This is a genomic window from Cupriavidus sp. YAF13 (genome assembly GCF_052113425.1).
In the GTDB taxonomy this organism is placed as follows: Bacteria; Pseudomonadota; Gammaproteobacteria; order Burkholderiales; family Burkholderiaceae; genus Cupriavidus.
In genome coordinates this window covers 75,199-96,682 of the sequence record NZ_JBFRDD010000033.1, presented here as the reverse complement: position 1 = coordinate 96,682, position 21,484 = coordinate 75,199, and the positions used below count along the sequence as shown (strand labels likewise).

The 21,484-nt window shown below is 65.7% G+C and carries 24 protein-coding genes; 8 read left to right on the top strand and 16 right to left on the bottom strand.

Annotated elements, in window-relative coordinates:
• Both AB4061_RS25015 and AB4061_RS25010 read right to left on the bottom strand, forming a co-directional pair.
• On the bottom strand, positions 1–287 hold a 287-nt coding region (locus AB4061_RS25015), incomplete at its 3' end, for an acyl-CoA dehydrogenase family protein (protein ID WP_441638539.1).
• A 77-nt stretch (positions 288–364) separates the two neighbouring features.
• Positions 365–2,086 (bottom strand): AMP-binding protein, encoded by a 1,722-nt coding sequence (locus tag AB4061_RS25010; RefSeq protein ID WP_441638534.1) that lies wholly within the window; start codon positions 2,084–2,086, stop codon positions 365–367.
• Between the two features lie 314 nt (positions 2,087–2,400).
• On the opposite strand from AB4061_RS25010, the gene AB4061_RS25005 reads away from it, so the two are divergent.
• From AB4061_RS25005 to AB4061_RS24995, 3 genes are all read left to right on the top strand, one after another.
• Positions 2,401–3,102 (top strand): TetR/AcrR family transcriptional regulator, encoded by a 702-nt coding sequence (locus AB4061_RS25005; RefSeq protein WP_441638532.1) that lies wholly within the window; start codon positions 2,401–2,403, stop codon positions 3,100–3,102.
• Between the two features lie 358 nt (positions 3,103–3,460).
• Positions 3,461–3,613: a hypothetical protein gene (locus AB4061_RS25000; protein ID WP_441638530.1), complete on the top strand. Its 153-nt coding sequence runs from the start codon at positions 3,461–3,463 to the stop codon at positions 3,611–3,613.
• Between the two features lie 167 nt (positions 3,614–3,780).
• Positions 3,781–4,302, top strand: coding sequence for a hypothetical protein (locus tag AB4061_RS24995; RefSeq protein WP_441638528.1), 522 nt, complete (start codon positions 3,781–3,783; stop codon positions 4,300–4,302).
• A gap of 133 nt (positions 4,303–4,435) precedes the next feature.
• Here AB4061_RS24995 and AB4061_RS24990 read toward each other — a convergent pair whose 3' ends face one another.
• The 5 genes from AB4061_RS24990 to AB4061_RS24970 form a co-directional block, all read right to left on the bottom strand.
• Positions 4,436–5,488: a phytoene/squalene synthase family protein gene (locus AB4061_RS24990; RefSeq protein ID WP_441638526.1), complete on the bottom strand. Its 1,053-nt coding sequence runs from the start codon at positions 5,486–5,488 to the stop codon at positions 4,436–4,438.
• A 139-nt stretch (positions 5,489–5,627) separates the two neighbouring features.
• Positions 5,628–6,992, bottom strand: coding sequence for a TAXI family TRAP transporter solute-binding subunit (locus tag AB4061_RS24985; protein ID WP_441638524.1), 1,365 nt, complete (start codon positions 6,990–6,992; stop codon positions 5,628–5,630).
• Between the two features lie 83 nt (positions 6,993–7,075).
• Positions 7,076–7,327 carry a hypothetical protein gene (locus tag AB4061_RS24980; RefSeq protein ID WP_441638522.1) on the bottom strand — a complete coding sequence of 84 codons (252 nt, stop codon included), beginning with the start codon at positions 7,325–7,327 and terminating at the stop codon, positions 7,076–7,078.
• A 62-nt stretch (positions 7,328–7,389) separates the two neighbouring features.
• Positions 7,390–7,908, bottom strand: coding sequence for a hypothetical protein (locus AB4061_RS24975; RefSeq protein ID WP_441638520.1), 519 nt, complete (start codon positions 7,906–7,908; stop codon positions 7,390–7,392).
• A 257-nt stretch (positions 7,909–8,165) separates the two neighbouring features.
• Positions 8,166–8,441 (bottom strand): hypothetical protein, encoded by a 276-nt coding sequence (locus AB4061_RS24970; RefSeq protein WP_441638518.1) that lies wholly within the window; start codon positions 8,439–8,441, stop codon positions 8,166–8,168.
• Between the two features lie 369 nt (positions 8,442–8,810).
• Between AB4061_RS24970 and AB4061_RS24965 the strand changes: the two genes are divergently transcribed.
• Positions 8,811–9,530 carry a Crp/Fnr family transcriptional regulator gene (locus tag AB4061_RS24965; RefSeq protein ID WP_441638516.1) on the top strand — a complete coding sequence of 240 codons (720 nt, stop codon included), beginning with the start codon at positions 8,811–8,813 and terminating at the stop codon, positions 9,528–9,530.
• A gap of 7 nt (positions 9,531–9,537) precedes the next feature.
• Here AB4061_RS24965 and AB4061_RS24960 read toward each other — a convergent pair whose 3' ends face one another.
• Positions 9,538–10,425 (bottom strand): NAD(P)-dependent oxidoreductase, encoded by an 888-nt coding sequence (locus tag AB4061_RS24960; protein WP_441638514.1) that lies wholly within the window; start codon positions 10,423–10,425, stop codon positions 9,538–9,540.
• Between the two features lie 224 nt (positions 10,426–10,649).
• On the opposite strand from AB4061_RS24960, the gene AB4061_RS24955 reads away from it, so the two are divergent.
• Complete coding sequence (locus AB4061_RS24955; RefSeq protein WP_441638512.1) at positions 10,650–11,474, top strand: FadR/GntR family transcriptional regulator; 825 nt, start codon at positions 10,650–10,652, stop codon at positions 11,472–11,474.
• Between the two features lie 26 nt (positions 11,475–11,500).
• On the opposite strand, the gene AB4061_RS24950 is transcribed toward AB4061_RS24955, so the two are convergent.
• The 4 genes from AB4061_RS24950 to AB4061_RS24935 all read right to left on the bottom strand — a co-directional run bounded on the left by AB4061_RS24950 (position 11,501) and on the right by AB4061_RS24935 (position 15,648).
• A complete protein-coding gene (locus AB4061_RS24950; RefSeq protein WP_441638510.1) occupies positions 11,501–11,968 on the bottom strand; it encodes a ferritin-like domain-containing protein in 468 nt (155 codons plus the stop codon).
• A 42-nt stretch (positions 11,969–12,010) separates the two neighbouring features.
• Positions 12,011–13,087: a methyltransferase gene (locus AB4061_RS24945; RefSeq protein ID WP_441638508.1), complete on the bottom strand. Its 1,077-nt coding sequence runs from the start codon at positions 13,085–13,087 to the stop codon at positions 12,011–12,013.
• A gap of 156 nt (positions 13,088–13,243) precedes the next feature.
• Positions 13,244–14,716 (bottom strand): MFS transporter, encoded by a 1,473-nt coding sequence (locus AB4061_RS24940; RefSeq protein ID WP_441638506.1) that lies wholly within the window; start codon positions 14,714–14,716, stop codon positions 13,244–13,246.
• Between the two features lie 23 nt (positions 14,717–14,739).
• Positions 14,740–15,648, bottom strand: a complete 909-nt coding sequence (locus AB4061_RS24935) for an alpha/beta fold hydrolase (RefSeq protein WP_441638504.1) — start codon at positions 15,646–15,648, stop codon at positions 14,740–14,742.
• Between the two features lie 204 nt (positions 15,649–15,852).
• On the opposite strand from AB4061_RS24935, the gene AB4061_RS24930 reads away from it, so the two are divergent.
• Both AB4061_RS24930 and AB4061_RS24925 read left to right on the top strand, forming a co-directional pair.
• Positions 15,853–16,116, top strand: coding sequence for a hypothetical protein (locus AB4061_RS24930; RefSeq protein WP_441638502.1), 264 nt, complete (start codon positions 15,853–15,855; stop codon positions 16,114–16,116).
• 57 nt (positions 16,117–16,173) lie between these two features.
• Positions 16,174–16,377, top strand: coding sequence for a hypothetical protein (locus AB4061_RS24925; protein ID WP_441638500.1), 204 nt, complete (start codon positions 16,174–16,176; stop codon positions 16,375–16,377).
• Here AB4061_RS24925 and AB4061_RS24920 read toward each other — a convergent pair.
• The 3 genes from AB4061_RS24920 to AB4061_RS24910 all read right to left on the bottom strand — a co-directional run bounded on the left by AB4061_RS24920 (position 16,368) and on the right by AB4061_RS24910 (position 19,184).
• Positions 16,368–16,646, bottom strand: a complete 279-nt coding sequence (locus AB4061_RS24920) for a hypothetical protein (protein WP_441638498.1) — start codon at positions 16,644–16,646, stop codon at positions 16,368–16,370. The two genes, AB4061_RS24925 and AB4061_RS24920, sit on opposite strands and share 10 nt — an antisense overlap.
• A 1,503-nt stretch (positions 16,647–18,149) precedes the next feature.
• A complete protein-coding gene (locus AB4061_RS24915) occupies positions 18,150–18,809 on the bottom strand; it encodes a hypothetical protein (RefSeq protein WP_441638496.1) in 660 nt (219 codons plus the stop codon).
• 210 nt (positions 18,810–19,019) lie between these two features.
• A complete protein-coding gene (locus AB4061_RS24910; protein WP_253931542.1) occupies positions 19,020–19,184 on the bottom strand; it encodes a hypothetical protein in 165 nt (54 codons plus the stop codon).
• Between the two features lie 239 nt (positions 19,185–19,423).
• Here AB4061_RS24910 and AB4061_RS24905 point away from each other — a divergent pair, with 239 nt between their 5' ends.
• Positions 19,424–20,845: an MFS transporter gene (locus AB4061_RS24905; protein ID WP_441638493.1), complete on the top strand. Its 1,422-nt coding sequence runs from the start codon at positions 19,424–19,426 to the stop codon at positions 20,843–20,845.
• A gap of 122 nt (positions 20,846–20,967) precedes the next feature.
• On the opposite strand, the gene AB4061_RS24900 is transcribed toward AB4061_RS24905, so the two are convergent.
• On the bottom strand, positions 20,968–21,423 hold the full coding sequence (locus AB4061_RS24900; protein WP_441638491.1) for a PaaI family thioesterase: 456 nt from the start codon (positions 21,421–21,423) through the stop codon (positions 20,968–20,970).
• Between the last annotated feature and the right edge of the window lie 61 nt (positions 21,424–21,484).

The following is a 21,484-nucleotide window of genomic DNA, read 5'->3' as shown; positions in this document are numbered from 1 at the left end:
TGCGCGCCGTACGACAAGCCGACCGACGCCGAGGCGCGGCTGATTTCTTCCATGGCGATCATGTGGGCCAGGTAGCCCATATTGGCGCCGCCGTATTCCTCCGCCACCGTGATGCCGAGCACGCCGAGGTCGCCCATCTTCTTCCAGGCGTCCATCGGGAACTGGTCGCTGCGGTCGATCTCCGCCGCGCGCGGCGCCAGTTCGGCCTGCGCCCAGTTGCGCACGGTTTCGCGCAGCATGTCGATGTCTTCGCCGAGGTGGAAATTGAGGCCGGGGAGTTCGTTCATGGTTGAGTGCTCGCTATCTAGTGGAATACGGCCGCGGCAGGTGGCGGCCCGATGTCAGATGGGATTCAGTTGGGTCGTCACGTGGTCTTGTCGCCAAGCCCCAGTTCCAGCGTCATGCGCTCGCGCATCACGAACTTCTGCACCTTGCCGGTGATGGTCATGGGCATTTCGTCGACAAAGCGGATGTAGCGCGGAATCTTGTAGTGCGCGATCTGGTCGCGGCAGAAGGCGCGGATATCGTCCTCGGTGGCCGTATCGCCCGGCTTGAGCACGATCCACGCGCAGACTTCCTCGCCGTACTTGGGGTCGGGCACGCCAAACACCTGCACGGCCTGCACCTTCGGGTGGCGGAACAGGAATTCCTCGATTTCGCGTGGGTAGACGTTCTCGCCGCCGCGGATCAGCATGTCCTTCACGCGCCCGACGATGTTGCAGTAACCCTCGGCGTCGATGGTGGCGAGGTCGCCCGTGTGCATCCAGCCATCGCGGATCGCCTCGCGGGTGCGGGGCTCGTCGTCCCAATAGCCCTGCATCACCGAATACCCGCGCGTGCACAGCTCGCCTTTTTCGCCAACAGGCACGATTTCGCCGGTGCCGTCCACCAGCTTGACCTCAAGATGCGGCTGGATCAGCCCCACGGTGGTCACGCGCTTGTCGAGCGGATCGGTGGTGGAACTCTGGAAGGACACCGGGCTGGTCTCGGTCATGCCATAGGCGATCGTTACTTCCGCCATATGCATCTGCGAGATCACGCGCTTCATCGTCTCGATGGGGCAGGGCGAGCCCGCCATGATCCCGGTGCGCAGCGTGGAGAAGTCGTACTTGGCAAAATCCGGATGGTCCAGCTGGGCGATAAACATGGTCGGCACGCCGTGCAAGGCCGTGCAGCGCTCCTCGCTGACCGCCGCCATGGTTGCCGCCGGCTCGAACGCCTCGCCGGGGAACACCATGCAGGCGCCGGTGGATACGCAAGCCAGCACGGCCAGCACCATGCCGAAGCAGTGATAGAACGGCACCGGGATGCACAGCTTGTCCTGCTCGGAGAAGCGCATCGCCATGGCGATGAAGCGTGCGTTGTTGACGATGTTCCGGTGCGTCAGCGTGGCGCCCTTGGGCGCGCCGGTGGTGCCGCTGGTGAACTGGATATTGATGGGGTCGTAGCGATCCAGCTGCGCGGTGATCGCGTCCAGCTCGCCGGTGAGGGCATGCGTGCCATGGGCGAGCAGCGCATCGTAGTTGAGCATGCCCGGCGTGCGCTCGCCGCCCATGCGGATCACCCAGCGCAGCGCGGGCAAGCGCGCTGCCTGCAGCGCGCCCGGCTCGCAGCTTTGCAACTCCGGCGCCAGCGCCTGCAGCATTTCCAGGTAGCGCGACGTCTTGAACGACTCCGCCGCCACGATGGCCTTGCAGCCCACCTTGTTCAGCGCGTATTCCAGCTCCGCCAGGCGGTATGCCGGATTGATGTTCACCAGCACCAGCCCAAGGCGTGCGGTGGCGAACTGCGTGACCAGCCACTCCACCCGGTTCGGCGACCAGATGCCGATGCGGTCCCCGCGCGCCAGGCCCAGCAGGCGCAAGCCCCCGGCCATGGCGTCCACCACCTGTGCGAATTCCCGCCAGCTCCAGCGGATACCCTGCTCGCGAAACACCACCGCCTCGCGATCCGGGAAACGCGCTACGGTTTCGGCTAGCAGCGCCGGCACCGTCAGCTCGGACAAGGGAATGTCGGTACTGCCCCTGACGTGGGAGAGCCCGCCAATGGGCAAGATCGTTGGGCTAGCCGCACCCTGCATCGTCATACTCGTCTCCAAAGCGCTGTCGCAATATTGTCCGTATCCCGGTTTCTTGAGGTTTGTTCAACTTTGTTGAGTGTAGCTCAAGTCGGGGGGGTGCGCATATATTCTGCGCCCTTGTCCCGTCCTATGTGGCATCAGGGCAGTGGCGTTGACTGGAAAAGTACACGCAGACCCGAAAAATTGCAACCATGAGTTGAGTAAAGATCAATTACAATCCCGTGACGGGGGCGAGCAGCGCCCCAGGGCGTGCCCGGGCATCTGTTTCATGCTGCGCCGCACTATAATCGCCGGCTTCCGGCAAGCGAGGTAACACGTCGATGGACGACATCATGGTGCGGCGCCGCGTCCCCGCGAGCGCCAAGGCGGAGCAACGCATCCGCGACATCCTGCGCGTGGCCCGCGAAGTCTTTGCCGAAATGGGCTACGAGCGCACCACCACCACCGAGATCGCACAGCGCCTGGGCATCTCCGAAGCCACGGTGTTCACCTATTTCCACGGCAAGCGCGAGCTTTGTGTGCGGGTGATCGAAGACTGGTACGACGAGATCATCGCGGCGGTGGAAGAAGGCATGCCGCGCGGCCAGAGCACCAAGGCGCAGCTCGAGTTCTTTGTGCGCACGCATCTTCGGTTGTTCCTGATCCAGGGGACCGGGCTATGCGCGCTGGTGCTCTCCGAAGGCCGCGCCAGAGGGCCGGGGCTGGGCGAGGTGTTCGTGCCGCTGCAACGGCGCTACACCGCGCCGCTGATGGATATGCTGGCGCGCGCGCGCGAGAGTGGGGAGATCCGGGCCGACCTGCCGTTGAGCTTGCTGCGCTCGGCGATCTTCGGGCCGATGGAACACATTCTTTGGGACGCAATCGCCAGGCAGCGGCCGGTGGATATCGAGCGGACCGCCAAGGATATCGTGGCGCTGCTCTGGCCGGCACTACTGCCGCCGGACCTGGAGGTAGCGGCGCTGCGGGAGTTTTATGGGGAAGTGGGGGCGGCGTTGCAGCGCGTGGACGGGCGCACGAAATAGGGTGCACGAAATCGGACGTGCAAAATCGGGCATGCAAAATCGGGCGCACCGTCGTGCCGCGGCGTTGGTGAGGCAGGGCCGAGATCTGCGCTCAGGTAACAGTTCGGGCGGCGCCAACCCCGGTGTGTGGCACAGCCCAACAGCGTTAGCGGCGTGGCTTCCTTCCGAAGCACATTCGGGCGCTATTTCGCCATGCTGGCACGGGCATGGGAAATGCGTAATGGTGATTCAGCGGGTGAAATAGCGGGCGAATCAGCGGGGGGGCATCAGCGCCGCCTTTGCGACTGGCGCCCCGGTTTTCGCCATGCGTCGGCTCGTCGGGTCGGCGCCCGCTGCTTCTCCGAGGGAAGGGTTTGCCATGCAAAAGCTGTCCATTCTGGCAATTTGCCTGCTTGTTCTCCTGGCCTGCATGACCGCGTTCATCTGCCTGTCCGGTGCATTCACGCTGCGCGACACCGAGTACGGGAGCGGCACGGCGGCGTTCTGCTATATCGCGGGGTACATTTGTTAAGGCCAACTTTGCCACTGTCGGCCGGGTTGGTGGAAACCAGCGGAATAATCCCGCTGCCTGAAGCGTTTACCGTAGGGGCGGGGCGCGCGGCGTGTGCGCGTGCTTGAACTATGCTGGAAGGGTTCCTGGCCCGAGAACACGACCCGCGCCAACGATGGAGAATGGTCATGCAATATCGCTTAGCCAAATGGATAGGAGCGAGCGCCGCTGCGCTCGCGCTGTGCGCCTGCGCGTTCCTGCAGCCGGTCGAGACCGCGCAAAAAATGATCGGCGGCCCGCAGAGCACCGTGCGCGACACCTTTGGCAAGCCCACGGAGACCTACCAGCTCGCCGGCGGCACCAGCCGCTGGATCTACTCAAAGCAGCCGCTCGGGTTCGAAGTCTACGCGGCGGATTTCGACGCCAGCGGAAACCTCACCAGTTTCCGCCAGATGCTTACCGAGAAGGAGATCTATGAGGCGCGCCCGGGTACCTGGACCAAGCAGGACGTGGCCCAGCGCTTCGGCCTGCCACGCGAGCCGGTCGAGTACTACCCGCTGATGAAGCGCGAGGCATGGTCGTACCGGCTCTACATCGGCGCTTACCAGCCGGCCCACTTCAGCGCCTACTTTGACGATCGCGGGGTGCTGGACCGCACCATGATCATTGTCGATCCGCTTGGGGGCGACGACCACTCCAGCAGCAAGTGATTGCAGCCTTGGAGACCCGCTGTGTGGCGCCTGGCCCAGGCGCGATCGCGTCCATGGGCCGTTGCGCGGCGGGTGCAAAGGCGCGCAATGTCCGCAGGGCTCGCTCCGCAGATGCGGAAGGCTTCTTTGGCCATTAGCGTTCCAGCCGCGCTTCGATCCCCCCCATCAACCGCTCAACCCAGATCCGCAGCAAGCCATTGGACGGCGCCATCAACGCTGAATACCCCACAATCCGGTACACCTCGCTCCGCCGAATCTTGAGCACTTTCACCGGATCCAGCCAATCGTCGTTGCCCGCAAGCAGCAGCAGTGTCTCCAACCCGATCAGCACTGGCCACAAACACGCCAGGCGCAATCGAACGGAGAACGCAGGAATGGCAAACGTGTAATCCACCGCCTCACGGAAATGACCCAGCGTCGTGCGGATCAGCGCGAACAGAAGTGGTTTCGCACGCGCCGAATTGCTTGGCAGCAGTAAATCCTGCGGCGTCAGTCCATACTGGTCCAGCATCGCCCCGGGCAGGTAGCAACGCCCGATCCGCAGGTCCTTGGCGCAGTCCCGCAGCACATTGGTCATCTGCAGCGCCTTGCCAAAGCGCACGCCTCGCAGCAGCATCGCCTCGGATTCTCCCTTGAGTGTTCCGGGCATATGGGCGTAGGTCATCTTGGTCCAGAACTCGCCCACGCATCCCGCGACCAGGTAGGTGTACCGGTCCAGCTCTTCCCATTCGCGCAGCACGCCAATCTGCCCGGAGCTTTCGTCGGGGAAGGTCCGCAGGTCAAACTCCATGCCGGAGGCCAGGGTCGACACGATCTCGCGAACCGCAGCCCGATCGGCCGCGCCCAGCTGGGACAGCACCGTCAGCGCCGGGCCGAGCGATTCGAGCAGAACCTTCTCGTCCGATAGCGCTTGTTGCCCGGCGACCTCTGCCGCCAGCCGCCGCATGAGCGTGCCATCGTCCGTGGCGCCGTTGACCTGATCACGCAGCGACAGCAGCAGTTCCAGCCGTTGCTGCGGCGGAATCAGCGAGGTGTCTGCAATGGTGTCGGCGGCGCGCGCCAGCAGATACGCCAGGCCGATCGGATCGCGCATCCCGGCGGGCAGCACCCGCAGGGTGAGATAGAAAGAGCGTGAAACGCCTTTGAGCAGCGGGCCGAGAAGGAAGGCCCGGGTAGGGTTAGGCATGGATCGGGGTCAGGTCGTGATTGACAAGTCGGCGCTGCCGGATTGTATCTGCATCCGGCGCGATGGTCGCGTGCCCAACCTCCCGGTTCCGGGCATCCACAACCTAGCCGCACCGGGTACGTAGCGCCGCTGCGCCAGCTCAGAGCGCGCCCGTCAGCCTGCGCCGCACAAAGACGATATGCTCGCGCAGCACATAGAACTGGTCGGCATAGGCGAGCGGCATCTTCATCCTGTTGACCGCGTCTTCGATGTGGTCGAGGCGCTGGGCCAGGGCGGTTTTTTCTTCCTCGGAGGGGTTCACCAGCGCCACGCGCTCGATTTCGATCAGGGCGCCGTACCAGCGATAGATGCGGGACTTGACCCGCCACTTGTAGAGCGAGGGCACCAGCCGGAAGGCCGGAATCAGGATCACGATCACCGGCACAAGCACCAGCGCACGGGATAGCAGGCTCGCCAGCCAGAAGGGCAGGTGGCGGTACAGGAAGCCCTTGCCCGACGCGTAGTAGCGCGTGGCGTCGTCGCTCAGCGGAAACTCATGCGCGGTGGCCGAGGGGAACTGCCCGGCGCTTTGCAGCAGCCCGGCCTTGCCGTGGGCCTCGCGCGCAGCCTCGATCAGCAAGTCGGACAGCGCGGGATGCAGCGAGTCGCGCGCCACCAGCTCCACCGTCGGGCCGATCAGGCGGATCGGATGTGCCGGGAGATTCTTGCCCAGGTCGAATACGCCGGCGGGCAACACCAGCTCCTGCAGATAGAGAAAGCGACGCGTATAGGCATTGGCTTGCGCGAAATCCAGCAGGCGGATGCCCGGCATGCGAAACAGCTTGCGCATGATCGGGCCGGTGGCGGAATCGCCGGTCAGCATGGCCACATCGATCTTGCCGTCGACCAGCGCCTGGGCGGCGTCGTCGCCATCGAACGCGATGAGCTCGGCACTGCCGCCCGGCTCGATGCCGTTCGCCTTGAGCAGTGTCAGCGCCAGCGCGCGGGCACCGCTGCCTTCTCGCCCGATCGCGATGCGCGACTTGCGGAAGTCGGACAGCTTGTGCTGTTCCTTGCCGCGGTACAGCACCGTGATGGGCGCATAGAACATGCTGCCCAGCGAGACCAGCCCCTCGGTGTCCATATCGCTGGAGACGCCGCCCTGCACCAGCGCCAGGTCGACGTCCTGCTTGCGATCGGCCAGCCGCTGCACGTTCTGGCGGGAGCCTTCGGAGGCCAGCACATTCAGCGTGACGCCATTGCGTGCGAGGATCTTTGCGTACTTCTCGGCGGCGTCGTAGAAGGAACTGCCCTTGGGGCCCGCGCTGATGGAGATGGTGCTCGGCGGCGCCGGCTGCACCAGCCATACGGCGAGCCAGATGGCTGCCAGGGCAAGGGCCAGCACGGGGCCGAAGGATACGGCCAGGTCGCGCCAGGAAATGGCGACAAAGCGGGCGCGCAGGCGGCGGATATCAGGGAGCGCGTTGGCGGCAGTGGGCTTGTCTGGTGCGGGGTCCGGCGGCATCGGCGCGATTGGGGGAGGCTAGGGCCGTTGGATGATAGCACCCGCGCTGTGCCGCATTTTTGCGCGCCTGCTATCCGGCAACGTCATTGCGTCCAACCGCCTCTTGGCGAGTAGTCGCGCTCCCGGTTGTCGCCGGAGCGCTCCGTGCCGTACGGCTGTCCGCGATCGCCGGAGCGATGATCGTTGTTCCACTCGTTGCCTGGATGGCCGTCATGCCGCTGTGCCCCGCGATAGCCGCCATCGCCACCGGTGCGGCCTTCGCCGCCGGGTACCCACAAGCACCCTGTTTGGGTGAGCGCGAGCGCAGCAGCGCAAATAACAAGACGAGTTCGCATGACATGCTCCTATCGATACCACGCCGCAGGCGTGATGCGCTGCAGCGGTCATCCGCAATACGTCACGCCCACCGGAAACCCGGCATGACGTCACTGTGTTCCTCGACGCTCACGCCGCCTAGCGCATTGATCATGCGTTTGACGGAATCCTTCGCGTCCCCGGCGCAGCTCGCGACCAGCAGCATCTCGCCTTGCGCGAGCTGTGCGCGTTCCCGGGCAACCTTGCCGCGCAGGATGCGTGCGCCAAGCTGGCCCGCGATCCAGGCGCCGCACAAGCCCCCGAGCGCACCGCTCGCCACGCAGGCCAGGACGCTGGCAAAGGTGCCGGCCGAGGTGCCGAGATGCAGCGTCGCGGCAATGGCCAATATGGCGCCGGCCACAGTGCCCGCTATCGCCCATTCCTGGCGATACGTTGTTTGCTTGGACGCGGCTCGGGGCAACCCTTCCATGGGCTGGTCGTCGCGCTGGATGAACCAGGGCCCGCCGAGATGGACAGGGGCAACAGGTAACGCCTGCAACGAAGACTGCATGCTTCTTGCGGCGGCGATATCGCTAAGCCGGAAATACAGGACGCTGCGCATGATGTCACCTCGAGATCCATCGCATCGCGCTCGCTACATGGCGAAGGCCCGCAATGCGGCGCCGCGACAGGTTGAGACTGACATGGATCGGCTGCGAAGTCGGTACGATGGCGGACACGGAATCCAACGCCGCGCCATGCAAAAAAGAAGCCCTCGGCCCGAAGGCCGAGGGCATGAAAGGAATAGCGTTCAGCGTTGGCTTGCGTTTGCCGCCATCGCCGGTCGGCTGCACGACCCCTGCCCGGTCGCAACCGCGTCTACTGCCTGGCAGTTCCCTGCTCTTGTGTGACTCGTGATACCCGTTCCCCATTGCCCAGGATCATCAGGGCGCTATCATCCATTTCTGACGACGGCTCTACCAATTCAAGCGCCGGAATCTCCGGGAACAACACCCCCACCAGTTCCGTGACGAGCTTGTGCGACTCGAATGGCCCGAAGCGGTAGACGGCTTTCCTGTCGATTTCCGAGAAGTACCATCCACCGATCATGTCGGGATAGACGATCACACTGCGACCATTAGCTTGGGCTTGCATGCGCCCTCCAAAACGTTTCCCCTGCCAAGTGGATCGAGCGCCACTACTGACCACATGCCCCCAAGGGGGAGGGAGAGGCATGCCTTGGCTGTGATGCGGCCCTGCAGCCCTAAGGCAGCTGGCCAGTCGACATCTGGGGGCATCTTAGGCGGGGGCCAGCGACAAGTCGGTACGCTAGCGTTCAAGTCGGATTCTTTTTTTATGGCGCAGGGCAGGTGGCGAGCGCTCGCCCGCCAGTCTCTGGCGGCTTCGATAAGCGCGCCATGCGACTGGACTACACTGCGATTCAGATGGAGATGGCGGTCCTGACCCTGATTTGCCATGGCAAATGCCGGCAAGAGGCAGGTCCTGAACCTACGAGGCACACCCATGCAGACACAGGAAGACGCGAGAGCCAACCATCTGTTGGCGGTGTTGCCGGAAGAAGAATGGGCGCGCCTGGCGCCGCAGCTGGTGCTGGTGGATTTGCCGCTGGGGCAGGTGATCTATGAGTCTGGCGACCGGCTCAATCATGTATATTTTCCAACCACGTCGATCATATCTTTGCTCTACGTGATGGAAAACGGCGCATCGGCGGAGATCGCCATCGTTGGCAACGAGGGCATGGTCGGGATTGCGCTGTTCATGGGGGGCGAGACCACGCCAAGCCGTGCCATCGTCCAGAGCGCCGGCACGGCCTATCGGCTTGACAGCGCCACGGTGAAGGCGGAATTCAATCGCGCCGGCCCCATGCAGCGGCTATTGCTGCGCTATACGCAGGCGCTGATCACGCAAATGGCGCAGACTGCCGTGTGCAACCGGCATCATTCCATCGAACAGCAACTGTGCCGCTGGCTGCTGCTCAGCATGGACCGCTTGCCAACCAACAAATTGAAGATGACGCAGGAGCTGATCGCCAACATGCTTGGCGTGCGGCGCTCAGGCGTGACGGAGGCGGCGCTGAAACTGCAGAACGCTGACCTGATTCGCTACCACCACGGGCATATCGAAGTGCTCGACCGGCCAGGGCTGGAGCAGCGCGTGTGCGAGTGCTATGCGGTGGTAAAGCGCGAGTGCGATCGCCTGCTGCCCGACCTGCGGGCGATCTGAGCGAGGATCAGGCCGCCTTGCCTGCCTCGTCCGCCAGGATCGAAATCAGCTCCGGCACCGTCGGCTGCGGCCGCGCGGTGTGGCTGGCGCGCTCGTAGGTATCCCGCACCGCCTCCGCCGTGGCTCGCGCGGCGCCAAGCTCCTGCGCCATCGTGGTGTAGTAGCCCATGTCCTTGAGCGCATTGGCGATCGAGAAGCGGAAGCCGGACTCGTCGCGCGACTCGATGTAGGGGCGCAAGCGGTTGAGGATCACGCCGTCGCCGCCGCCCTTGGCCAGCACCTCCACCAGCACGCCCGGGTCTACGCCAGAGCGCTCGGCGCAGGCGGCGGCCTCGGCCAGCACGGCGGAGAAACCCAGCGAGACAAAGTTGTGCAGCAGCTTGAGCCGGTGGCCCGAGCCGGCCGGCCCGGCGTGCACGATGTTTTCCGCGAAGCACGACAGCAGTGGCCGGCATAGCTCGAACAAGGCGCGGTCGCCGCCGACGATCAGGTTGAGGCGGCCTTGCGCGGCTTCCTTGGGCGTGCGCGTCATGGGCGCGTCGAGGAAGCGGCCGCCGGCCTTGGCCACCGCCGCGGCAATGCGCTCCGTGGACGAAGGAATGGCGGTGGAGCAGTCGATCACCACGGCGCCCTGGTGCAGGCCGGCAAGCACGCCGTCCGAGCGGAACAGCACGTCCTCCACCTCCGGGGTGCCCGTGACGCACAGGATCACGATATCGACCGCACGCGCGAGCTCGGCCGGGGTGGCGGCCATGGTGGCGCCAGCCGCCAGCAGGTTGTCCACCGGCTGGTTGCCGGGATGGTCGAGCAGCACCAGCGGGTGGCCGTGCTTGGCGATGTTGGTGGCGATGCCATGGCCCATCATGCCGATGCCGATCATGCCGATTGTTTTCATGCCGTCTCCGTTCTTGTGTTTTTTTGCAGGCGCCAAACTCTGAGGCGGCCAGGCCGAAAGGCATGTCGTCGCCCATGGCGTTGGCCTCGTCGGCTGGACCGAAGTTGTATTGCAAATTTATACTATGAATTTGTCAAGCAAATTTGTTCGCGATGCTATGATCGCCGTCAGGCGAGTCCCATCGCCAACTGCAGAACATCCTGCGTTACCAGCATGGAGGCCGAATGCGCACAGACACCGTGCCGCGCCCGGAAGTGCCAGAAAAGCCGGCTGGCGAGATGACTCTGGCGGATCGCATCACCGCGCTGCTCGCGGGGCAGATTCGCAAAGGCGCTTATCCGGTCAATGCGCGGCTGCCCACCGAGAAGTGCATGACCGAGGAATATGGCGTGAGCCGTACCGTGGTGCGTGAAGCGATCTCCCGGCTGAAATCCGAAGGCCTGGTCGAAACCCGGCAGGGCAGCGGCACCGTGGTGCTGGATCCCCGGACCAGCGCAGCCTTCCGGCTTGGGCCCGGCGACGGCGACCCGGCGCGGGGCGTGGTCCGCATCATCGAGTTGCGCCGCGGCATCGAGGCCGAGATGGCGGCGCTGGCGGCGGAGCGCCGCAGCGAGGCCGAGATGGCGCAGATCCGCCGCGCCCTGAAGGCCATCGACCGCGCCGTTGCCGCGGGTGGCGACGGCGTGGAGGAGGACCTGGCATTCCATATGGCCGTGTCCCGCGCCACCGGCAATCCCCACTACACCGAGTTGCTCGGGCTGCTAACGCGCGCACTGCAGGATGCCATCCGCGTCACCCGCGGCAATGAGGCGCGGCGCACCGACCTGGCCGCGCAAGTACGCGCCGAGCATGAAGCCATGTGCGCGGCCATCCAGGCGCGTGACCCGGAGGCGGCGCGCAAGGCCGCCTTTCAGCACATGAAGAATACGGCGGACCGCATCGGCGAAGCCGACCAGAGCTTCTGGACCGGCAACAGCCGCGCAGCCGCGCAGCGCCTGGCGCGCGCGGGCCTGGGCGAAGTGCTGCGCCGGCCATCCGCACGGCGTTGACGCACACCGCCCACGCGGCTCGTGCGTCAGGTTTTTGGCGGCGGGGCGAAGGCCGCGGCCTGCCCCGGCTTGCGCAGCATCTTGTCGACCTCGCCGGCATGCAGCTCCTCGATCTGGATCATCTGGCGCGCGAATTCCTCCAGTGCCACGGAGCGATCCTCCACCAGCGACAGCAGCTCGCGATACAGCTTGAGGGCAGCGTTTTCCGCTTCCAGCGATTCACGCAGCATGGCGGCGGTATCGAAGGTGTGGCTGTCGAGCAGCTTGCCGATGGCCAGCGACGGATACGCGCCCAGCGTGGTAATCCATTCCCCCGCCTGCTGGGCATGCAGCAGCGATTCGTTGGCCTGCTCACGCAGCCAGGAAACGATCGGGATGCGGCCAAAGCCGAACACAAGCAGCGAGTAATGGGTATAGCGGACCACCCCCGCAAGCTCGGCTTCGAGGATCCGGTTCAGCACGCTGACCACTTGTTCCTTTTCCATCTCGGCCATGGCACGTCCTCTCCGATGGGTTGGCGTTGCTACGTCATTACGTCATTGGCGGGTCGCAATCATCATGGAGTCCGGCCCGGTGAGCGGTTCCACCCGCGCTTGCGCAAAGCCCACTTGCCTTGCCCAGGCGCAGCATTGCGCCCCGGTGTAATCGAAGCCGCCCGGGGTTTCGATCAGCATGTTCAGGCTCATCAGCAAGCCAAACACGTTCTGTTTGCGCGCGTCGTCGATCATCGCGTCATAGACGATCAGGCGGCCGCCGGCGGGCAGCGCGGCGTGGCATTTTTCCAGCAGGTATAGCTTCTGATCGAGATCCCAATCGTGCAGGATATGCCCCATGACAAGCACGTCTGCCTGCGGGCAGGGGTCGTTGAAGAAGTCGCCGGGATAAAAACGCAGCCGATCCTGCAGGCCATGCAAGGCGACATATTCCTCGAACACCGGGCCAACTGCGGGCAGGTCGAAGCCGCCGCCGCGCAGATGCGGGTGGGCCAGCGCGATCTGTACCGGCAGGGCCCCTTGCGCCGTGCCGATATCGATAAAGGTCTGGCACTGGGCCCAGGGGAATTTGCGCGCCATCGCCTGGGCGGCGGCCAGGCTGACGCCGGTCATGGCTTGCAGGAAGCCGCGCAGGCCTTGTTCGTCCCGATAGATTGCGGCGAAGAGGTCGCCATGCTCGTCGGCCTGGGTCTGCGGCAGGCCGGAGCGCAGCGAATCGGTCAGCGACGCCCAACTGGGGTACAGCCGCGCATTGGCCATCTCCAGCAGGCCGCCTACGTAGCTGGGCTTGGCCTTGTCCAGGAAGAGGTCCGTGTCGGGCGTGTTGCTGTACCGGCTGGGTGCCTCGGCGTCTTCGCGGTCGAGCAGGTGCAGGGCCACCAGCGCGTCGAGGAAATCCACCGCGCCGCGTGGATGCAGGCCAAGGGCGGCGGCCAGCGGGCCGGCCGGCTGCGGCGCTTTCGCCAGTTGGGTGAACACGCCAAGCTCCACCGCGCTGAGCAAGGTCTTGGCGGCCCAGAAGCCCATCCCGAGCTGCAACACCCGCTCCGGTGTCAGGTCCGGCACCTGCCACGGGCTGGCGGGCGCGGGGCCGCGGGCGACGTTTTTTCCGTTCTGCATAAGTCACCTCGTCGCCGCCGCCGGCGTACCTGGATACCCGGGCGCCGGGGCGTAGGGAAGGATGCTGGTAACTCTAGATGCCGGAAGAGGCGAAATCCAGCCGATTCTGGCGGCGTTGCGCCATTTCGGGAAGCTGCCCGCGCGTGGCTCCGGGGCCTACGGGGCCGCGGCCAGCCGCTGTCCGTGACAAAGATGGGTGACAAGCAGCGCAAGGCCGAGCAGGCATCCCAGGCACCAGGCAAAGGCGCTGCCGTAGCCATGCGCCGCGCCAGTGCCTTCCAGCCGCGCATAGAACAGGTTACCGACCAGCGCCACGCCGACCGAATTGCCTGCCTGCTGGACCGTGGCAAGCACGCCCGCGGCCACGCCTGCATGGTGTTGCGCCGTCCCCGCCAGCACGGCGCAGGCCAGCGGCGCCATCACCATGCCGATGCCCGCGCCCTCTACCACCAGCAGGATCAGCAGCACCGCCAGCGAGCCGGTGCCTTGCGCCTGCCATGGCAGCAGCGTGTTCGCCAGTTGCAGCCAGTGGCCCGCCGCCAGCAGCATCGCGCCATAGGCGAGGGACGAGCGCCCCAGGCGGGCGGCGATGCGCGGCGCGGCCAGTGAGGCGGCAAAGAAGCCCAGCGCCAGCATCGTGAACGCGCCGCCGCCTTGCAGCGGGCTCAGGCTAAGGCCGTCTTGCAGGTAGAGCGCCAGCACGAAGTAGAACGAGGCATTGCCGGCGTAGAAGGCTACCGTCACGGCCAGTCCGCGCGCAAAGCCCGGTGCGGCGAACAGCGCCGGGCTCACCAGCGGCTGTCCGCCGCGCGCATGCTGCCGGCGCTGATGCCAGGCGAACATGACGAGCAACACGGGCGCCACGGCCAGCGTAAGCAGGGCGGCGGGCGGCCAGCCTTGCTGCCTGCCTTCCACCAGTGGCCACACCAGCGCGCCCAGTGCCGCCGCCAACAGCACCATGCCAGGCACGTCCGGCTTGCTGCCGCCGGTGGGCGGCGACGCGCGCAACACGCGTGGCGCCAGCACCAGCGCGATGACAGCCACGGGCACGTTGATCAGGAAGCAGATGCGCCAGCCCAGCCCGCCCAGGTCGGCCCGGATCAGCGCGCCGCCCACCAGTTGGCCGAGCAGCGCCGCCAGGCCTAGCGTCAGGCCGTACGCGGCGAATGCCCGCGCCCGCGCGGGGCCGGTGTAGGTGAGCGAGAGCATGGCCAGCACCTGCGGCTGGAGCAGCGCGCCCGCCAGGCCCTGCGCCACGCGTGCCGCGACCAGAGCGGGCGCGGACGGGGCAAGCCCGCAAGCGGCGGAGGCGAGCGCGAACAGCAACAGGCCCAGCATGAACATGCGGCGCCGCCCGAGCATGTCGCCCAGCCGCCCGCCGGTGATCAGCCCGGTGGCATTGGCCAGGCCATAGCCCGCCACCACGAACTGCAGCGCGCCGGCGCTGGCGTGCAATTCACGCTGGATGGCAGGCAGCGCCACATTCACGATAAAGAAATCCATCACCACCATGAAGGTGCCGCTCAGCATCACCAACAGGGCCAGGCGGTCCATGGCGGTCGGGGACGATGTGGCGGCGTGGTGCGGGACGGGCGCGCTCTCGGCGCGGTTCAGGCTCGAGGAGGGCATGGCAGGAGTCCTTGGCAAGGGGCTTAGCCGAGTTCGCGCACGAACGCCAGGATGTCCGCGCCAAGCCGCCGCGCATGCGTGAACGGCAGGCCGTGCGGCGCGCCCGCGTAGACGGTGAGGCGGGCGTTGGGCAGCAGGGCCGCCGTGCGCTCGGCGGTCAGCGCAATCGGGCAGGAGGCATCGTTGTCGCCGTGGACCAGCAGGGCCGGCACCCTGATGGCCGGCAGCTCCGCGCGGAAATCCGCATGGACGCTGGCATGATTGCAGCCCAGCAGCGCCTGCAGCGAAGTCTGCAGCGCCATGGCGCGCACCCACGCAAGCCGCGGCGCCGAGCACAGGCCGCCGCCGAACGGCGCGAGGTTGTTCTCCACCCAGAGCGGAAAGTCGTCCGCCAGCTCGGCCGCGGCTTGCGCCAGCAGCGCGGGATCGATGCCGTCCGGGTTGTCGTCGCTGCGCGCAACGCACGGCGTGGTGCAGCCCACCAGCACGATGCCGGCGACGTGGCCCGCGCCGTGGCGCGACAGGTAGCGCACGATCTCTCCCGCAGCCATCGAATGGCCGACCAGCGTCACGCGCCGCAGGCCGAGCGCGTCGATGACGTCCGCGAGATCGTCGGCCAGCGTATCGAAGTCATAGCCGCGCCCCGGATCGCTGGAACGGCCATGCCCCCGGCGGTCGTAGGCGATGCAGCGCATGCCTGCGGCATGCAGCGCCTGCATCTGCCCGCTCCATGCGTCCGATGGCAGCGCCCAACTGGCCGCGAACAGCACCACGTCCGCGGCCGGATTACCGTTGTGCCAGTCGCGCACGAAGAGCGACACGCCTTCACGGGTCAGCACATGGCCGGGCTGTGTGGCGTGGCGCTCAGCGGGGTTTGATGCGCCGGGATGGCGCAGGGGCGGCGCGGAATGTGTCATGGCGGTGGCAGGCATGAGGCGGCTCCGGTGGTGGTTACCTGGCGAGTCCAGGCGAGCTCAGTGTCGGAGCTGGGGGGCTGCGCGCCAATTACGCGAGAGGTAATAGAAACGGCCAGAGAGCCGCCTCCAGCCGTGGCCGTCTACTATTTCGGTCACTGCGGCCTTGGTCGTTAGACGCTTCATTGCTACGATTCCCTGAGAAGCACTCCGGAGATGGACATGCCATGGTTTGTGGTCCTGGCTGGCGCACATTGGCGCCAACTGTCGCCGACGATTTTCAAGACACACGCCCGCGTCGACGACTGGAGCCAGCTGTTTTGTGACGGCGTCGATACAAGCGGTGGAATGACCGAGTTGAGGTACAAAGCATCGATCATCCTCGTGCCGCACTCGGCCGTTCTTGTTGCTGTGCGGCTGGGCGAAAGCAAGGGCGGAATGGGTTTCGTAGCTGACGCCGACGTAGGCGACACCGCCGATCACTGAACCCGTCTGCCAAGTGAGCGCGTATCGGTTCAAACTACGAGCCCCGAGGGGGCAACTATGTCCATCGCGACCTATGGCGGATACACCATCCGAGGCTTTGCGAAGCCCTTGGTGGATGGCTCGTTCGAAGCTTCGGGGGCCGTAGAGAAGGATGGCCAAGTGCTCGAGACCTCCGACCCGCTTGGCTATTACCCGACTTTTGAAGGGGCACTTGCCGAAGGCCTTGCCTGGGCCAGGGAATGGGTTGACGTTCATATCTGAACCTTCCGAAATTCCACCACCCCCGCCCATGGGTTCGCGGCCCACGCGCTTGCGCCATTGATCTCGTCCCACAGGTCGCGATACGCCCGAATGCTCGGCTTCCATTGAATATCGAGGCCAGTGGCATTGATCGCATTGCGGTGCTTTCGCAAGATCGCAGCGCTGAACTGGTAATCAAGGCTTGCCACAGCCCGCCACGAGCGGGCATCTTCCGGAGCAAAAAAAATCCCGCCAGGCACGGAATGCCAGGCGGGGATACGAATTCGCATCGTGCCCAGCGGAGGGCCGCGATGCGAGTTTCAAGGCTAGCAGGGCGGGCGGCTTGGGACTGTCAACAATTGTCACGGTGGCCGGGGTGCCGATCGCACCGGAGCCGGGCACTTCGTAGCGGGTGTGGGCTTGACGCGGCATTCGAGGCGAAAGGCGGCCTCGAATGTCTAAATGCGCGACGCGATGACGGGGGGCAATCATGGGTGACCGCCGACGGCCGTGCCCGGCTGGCACGTTGCCCGCGCAGTCCACCAAGCTAGATGACGATAGTGTGACGATCTTGGGATACGCGACAGCACGGCAGGTAAGAGTTCAGGAGGAAACCGGGGTTCAAAAGGAAACGGGGATTCAAGAAGAAGCCGGCGAGTAGCCGGAGCAGCACAATCTATCAGCCGACTTCGGGCGGCTTTTTTCCTCGCAGTTTTTTGACGCAGTGTGCGCTTGCGCACCGTGCTGCAGACCCGGGCGCTAAACGATGGAGGCGGGCTGGCTAAAGCGGCCGGTCACGGAAAATGCCAGGCGCCTGGGAGGGATCAGCCTGGCACTCGGCGAATCCTGTTGATGACCAAGACTAGCGAGCATTTTCACTCTAGATGTCCAGAGTAGATTCGTAAGTGTGGCAGCAAACACATCCGCCTCTACAGGCGTTTTTTTTACGCCCGCCGCGCGCGGGCGTCTTCTTTTCTGGAGCGTTGGTGGCCACATGTCGAGCCAGCACTGTTCGAGTCGGGGTCCTGTCGCCGGCGCGCGTAGCCGCGTGGATTGCGCAAGCCAGCCAACCCGCGCAGCTTCTTGTCCTCGTTTTGTGAGTTACCGCCTGCGATGGCTGCCCAGCGCTCGCGGCGTCCCGCTCCGAATCGCTTCCTCGAGCAAATCCGCGAGGGCACGCGTCCGGTGCTCCGCGATCTGCCGCGCCGTGGCCCGTGCGCCAGGCATCTGCGCATCCGTGAGCGCACCGGCCCCCAACGCTTTCATGGCTTCGCGGCAACGGGCCGGATCGATCTGCGGTTTCGCGTCATCTAGCATGGGATTCGAGGTCTGCGCTTGCTGTTTCAGGCCGGATTGTGCACCCATCTCACGTGGGGACGATCCCCTCTTGTTGGGGTAATCGTGAAGGACTATTGACGGCGGAAAAGCGCCTGTGCCGGCGCCCGGCGATCCACCATCGGGATGATGTGGAAGAACGCCACAGGCCATTCGGGCCAGGACGTTTCGTGCAGGACCCGGAGTTTCGGGCTCTGCTTTTGTCTTGAAAGCGATGGCTTGCGCTTGGCGAGGCAAAAAAATGCCCACCGGATAAACGGAGGGCACGAAGAAGTGACATTGGGCGAGACGCTTTTCCCGCCCGCACGCAGTGTCTCACCATGGGCGGCGGGTATCTGCCCCAACAGCGTGGGGTTTGTGCTTCATCACCCACTTGACTTGGATCAACGTTCGAAGCTAGGAGATGTGATCCTCGCCCCCCTGYGGGGCAGTGGCCCGGGATGGCCTCAGCGGCCTGCCTACTGCTCGTGCGGTACGAATCGCCAGCCGCCGGCTTCGAGCGCAAAGGCAAAGCCGGTGACGCGCTGGTCGGGCTTGCCGCCGGTAGAGATCATGGCGGAGCAGCGCACGTTGCCGCTATTGTGGCTCAGGCCGCACTCGTCGAGCTGCTTGACCGTCAGCGATGTGGCCATTGCGGTCAGCTCCGCGACTGCCTCCGCATCCGTCTCGGTCTTCAATCGCCCACGGGCAAACTCGCGCATCGAGGCGGTGGCTTGCCCGGCATCCGGGCCGCTGATGGCGGGTTCTTCACGCCGCACCAGCACCCACGGCTCCGGGTTGCCGCCGAAGGCCAGCGCACGGTAGCCGTCGCGGCGGCCAGCCTTGACCCCGACGATACAGACGATCTCGCCGCCGCTGGCGGGCAGGCAGCCCTTGACCGTGTGCGCCTTGATGGAAGCCATGATCCCTGCCACAAGCGGCGAGCGCGCACGCTCGGCCGCAGCCGGGTCAGTCTGCTCCAGCTGCTTCAGGCGCTCGGCCTCCGATTGCTGGATAGCGGCGGTGACCTGGTCGGGCGTGGGCGCGGGCGGGGCCGCGGCAGCGATGACGCCGGCGCTGGCGGATGCCAGGCAGACAGAGAGGAATGCAGCTTGGGTAGCGAGACGGGAAAAGCGCATGGAGAGGGAGCAACAGCCGGATAAGAAGGGCGGTCAGTTTAGCACCCAGGCAGGCAATCATGAGCAGCAAGGGCCGCTTTGGCGTGGCGCTCGCTTTCCGTTTTCCGTTCCGGGGACCACGCTCGGTGTCCGGTGCCTGTCACCGGCATGAAACAGCCCGCTGGGCGGCGGGCTGGGCGGCCTGGTCAGGCCTTGCAGGGTCCAAGCGCCTTAGCTGGCTTTCTCTTTCTTCTGGTGATGGACGATCCGGTCCCACCAGTAATGGAACGGATGGGCGTGTTCCGGATAGAGCACCGACTTGTGGAAAAAGCCCGCGCGAATGACGAAGGCATAGAGCAGGACGACTGCCCCGAGGAAGAGCATATAGGCGATCATGGCGGTTCCCTTATATGGTGGCCATGATTCATTGTAGGCGTCGCGCGCCTGGCGCGCCGGGCGCTGGCGGCTACATGTTCCTGGCCCCCAGCGCGGCTAGCTGGCTAGCTACTTCAGCGGCCAGGCCGTGCAGATGAATGACGAAAACATCGCGAACGGCTGAGCTGATGCCGGAAGCGCCTCTCAGGCGCAGACTGCAGCGCATGCTTGCCAATCGCCGCACTGGGACGGAACCCGCCATGCCACGCATTCAGAGCGATATCCCCGCCCGCCTGGACCGCCTGCCGTGGTCGCGCTGGCACTGGCGGGTGGTGATCGCGCTGGGGGTGGCGTGGGTGCTCGACGGGCTTGAGGTGACACTGGTGGGATCGCTGGGCGGCGTGCTGGAGCGCCCGGATGGCCTGGGCCTCAATGCGGCGCAGGTAGGGTGGCTAGGGTCGCTGTACATAGCTGGCGCGGTATTGGGCGCGCTGGTGTTCGGCCGCCTTGCGGACCGCCTTGGCCGCAAGGCCTTGTTCCTGGTGACGCTGGCGGTGTACATGGCGGCGACATTGGCCACCGCTTTTTCCACGGGTTTTGTCTTCTTCGCGGTGTGCCGCTTCCTGACGGGCCTTGGCATCGGGGGCGAGTACGCGGCGATCAACTCGGCCATCGATGAACTGATCCCGGCGCGCGTGCGCGGGCGCGTTAGCCTGGCCATCAACGGCAGCTTCTGGTTCGGTGCCGCGCTTGGCGCGGGCCTGAGCCTGGTGCTGCTGGATCCGCGTGTGCTGGGCCCGGCCCTGGGCTGGCGCGCGGCGTTCCTGCTCGGCGCAGTGCTGGCGCTAGCCATCCTGCTGGTGCGCCGGGACGTGCCGGAGAGCCCGCGCTGGCTGCTGACGCATGGGCGTGGCGAGCAAGCCGGGCGCATCGTCGCCGCCATCGAGGCGCAGGTGGTGGCCCAGTACGGCGCGTTGCCGCCAGCCACGGGCACGATCCTGCTTTCCAGGCGCGCGGCGCCTACGCTTGGCGAGGTCGCGCACGTACTGTTCAAGCGCTACCGGCTGCGCAGCGCGGTCGCCCTGGCGCTGATGGTCTCGCAGGCGTTCTTCTATAACGCGATCTTCTTTACCTATGCGCTGGTGCTCACGCGCTTTCACGGCGTGCCCGATAACCGCGTAGGGCTGTATATCTTCCCCTTTGCGCTCGGCAATGTGCTGGGGCCGCTGCTGCTGGGGCCACTGTTCGACCGCGCCGGGCGGCGCCGCATGATCGGCCTTACCTATGTGCTGTCCGGTGTTGGACTGGCTCTGACCGGGTGGGCGTTCGAGCAGGGCTGGCTTGACGCGCGTAGCCAGGCGCTGTGCTGGTCGGCGGTGTTTTTCCTGGCCTCCGCGGCGGCCAGTTCCGCTTACCTGACGGTGAGCGAGGTCTTTCCCATCGAGACGCGCGCCCTCGCCATTTCGGTGTTCTACGCCGTGGGGACGGGCACCGGCGGCTTTATCGGGCCGTTGCTGTTCGGCGCGCTGATCGCAAGCGGCAGCCGCGCCGCGGTGGCTGTTGGCTATGGCATTGGTGCGGCGCTGGTGATCGTCGCGGGCTTGTTTGCCCTGCGCTATGCGGTCAATGCGGAAAAGCGCCCGCTGGAAGAGATTGCGCCGCCGCTGTCGTCGCGCGATTAGCCCGCCTTGCGTGCCAAATCTGCGCCGCCGCAGCCCGGCCGGATGCGTTGCCGCAAGCGCGGCTGCTGTGATTGCCGAGCCAGGGCCGGCGCACCGGCAACACGGGCGCGGTCTGGTCTCCCTCAGACCGGATCTTTCCTGCGGAACGCGGCCTGCGCGGTGGCGATCAAGCGGCCTTGGCTGTCGGTGACCTCGGCGTTGGAGAAAAATACCCGGCGGCCACCGCCCACGCGCCGGCCAACCACCAGCAGCGGCTCCACTTGCGCGGACGAGACATAGTTGACGTTCAGCGAGATGGTGGTGGCGGCACGGCGCATGCCATGCTCGGGAAACAGGCCGGCGTAGCCGCCCGCCGCGTCCAGCAGCGTGGCCAGGATGCCGCCTTGCACGACGCCCGTGTTGTTGAGGTGCGCAGCCTGCGGCATCAGCGACATGCGCACCAGGTCCGGCTGCCACTCCACGATGGTGAGATTCAGCGATTCGAGAAAGGGATTCTCCAGCGCGTAAGGCTGGCTTGCGGGGGCGTTGTCAGGCATGGCGAGCGAGGGACTGTGCCAGTGAGTTGGAATGGCCGTCATGATAGCCGCTCGCGGCCCGCGGCTATCCGGACGGTTTCGTTGTCGCGCTCTCCGACGGGAC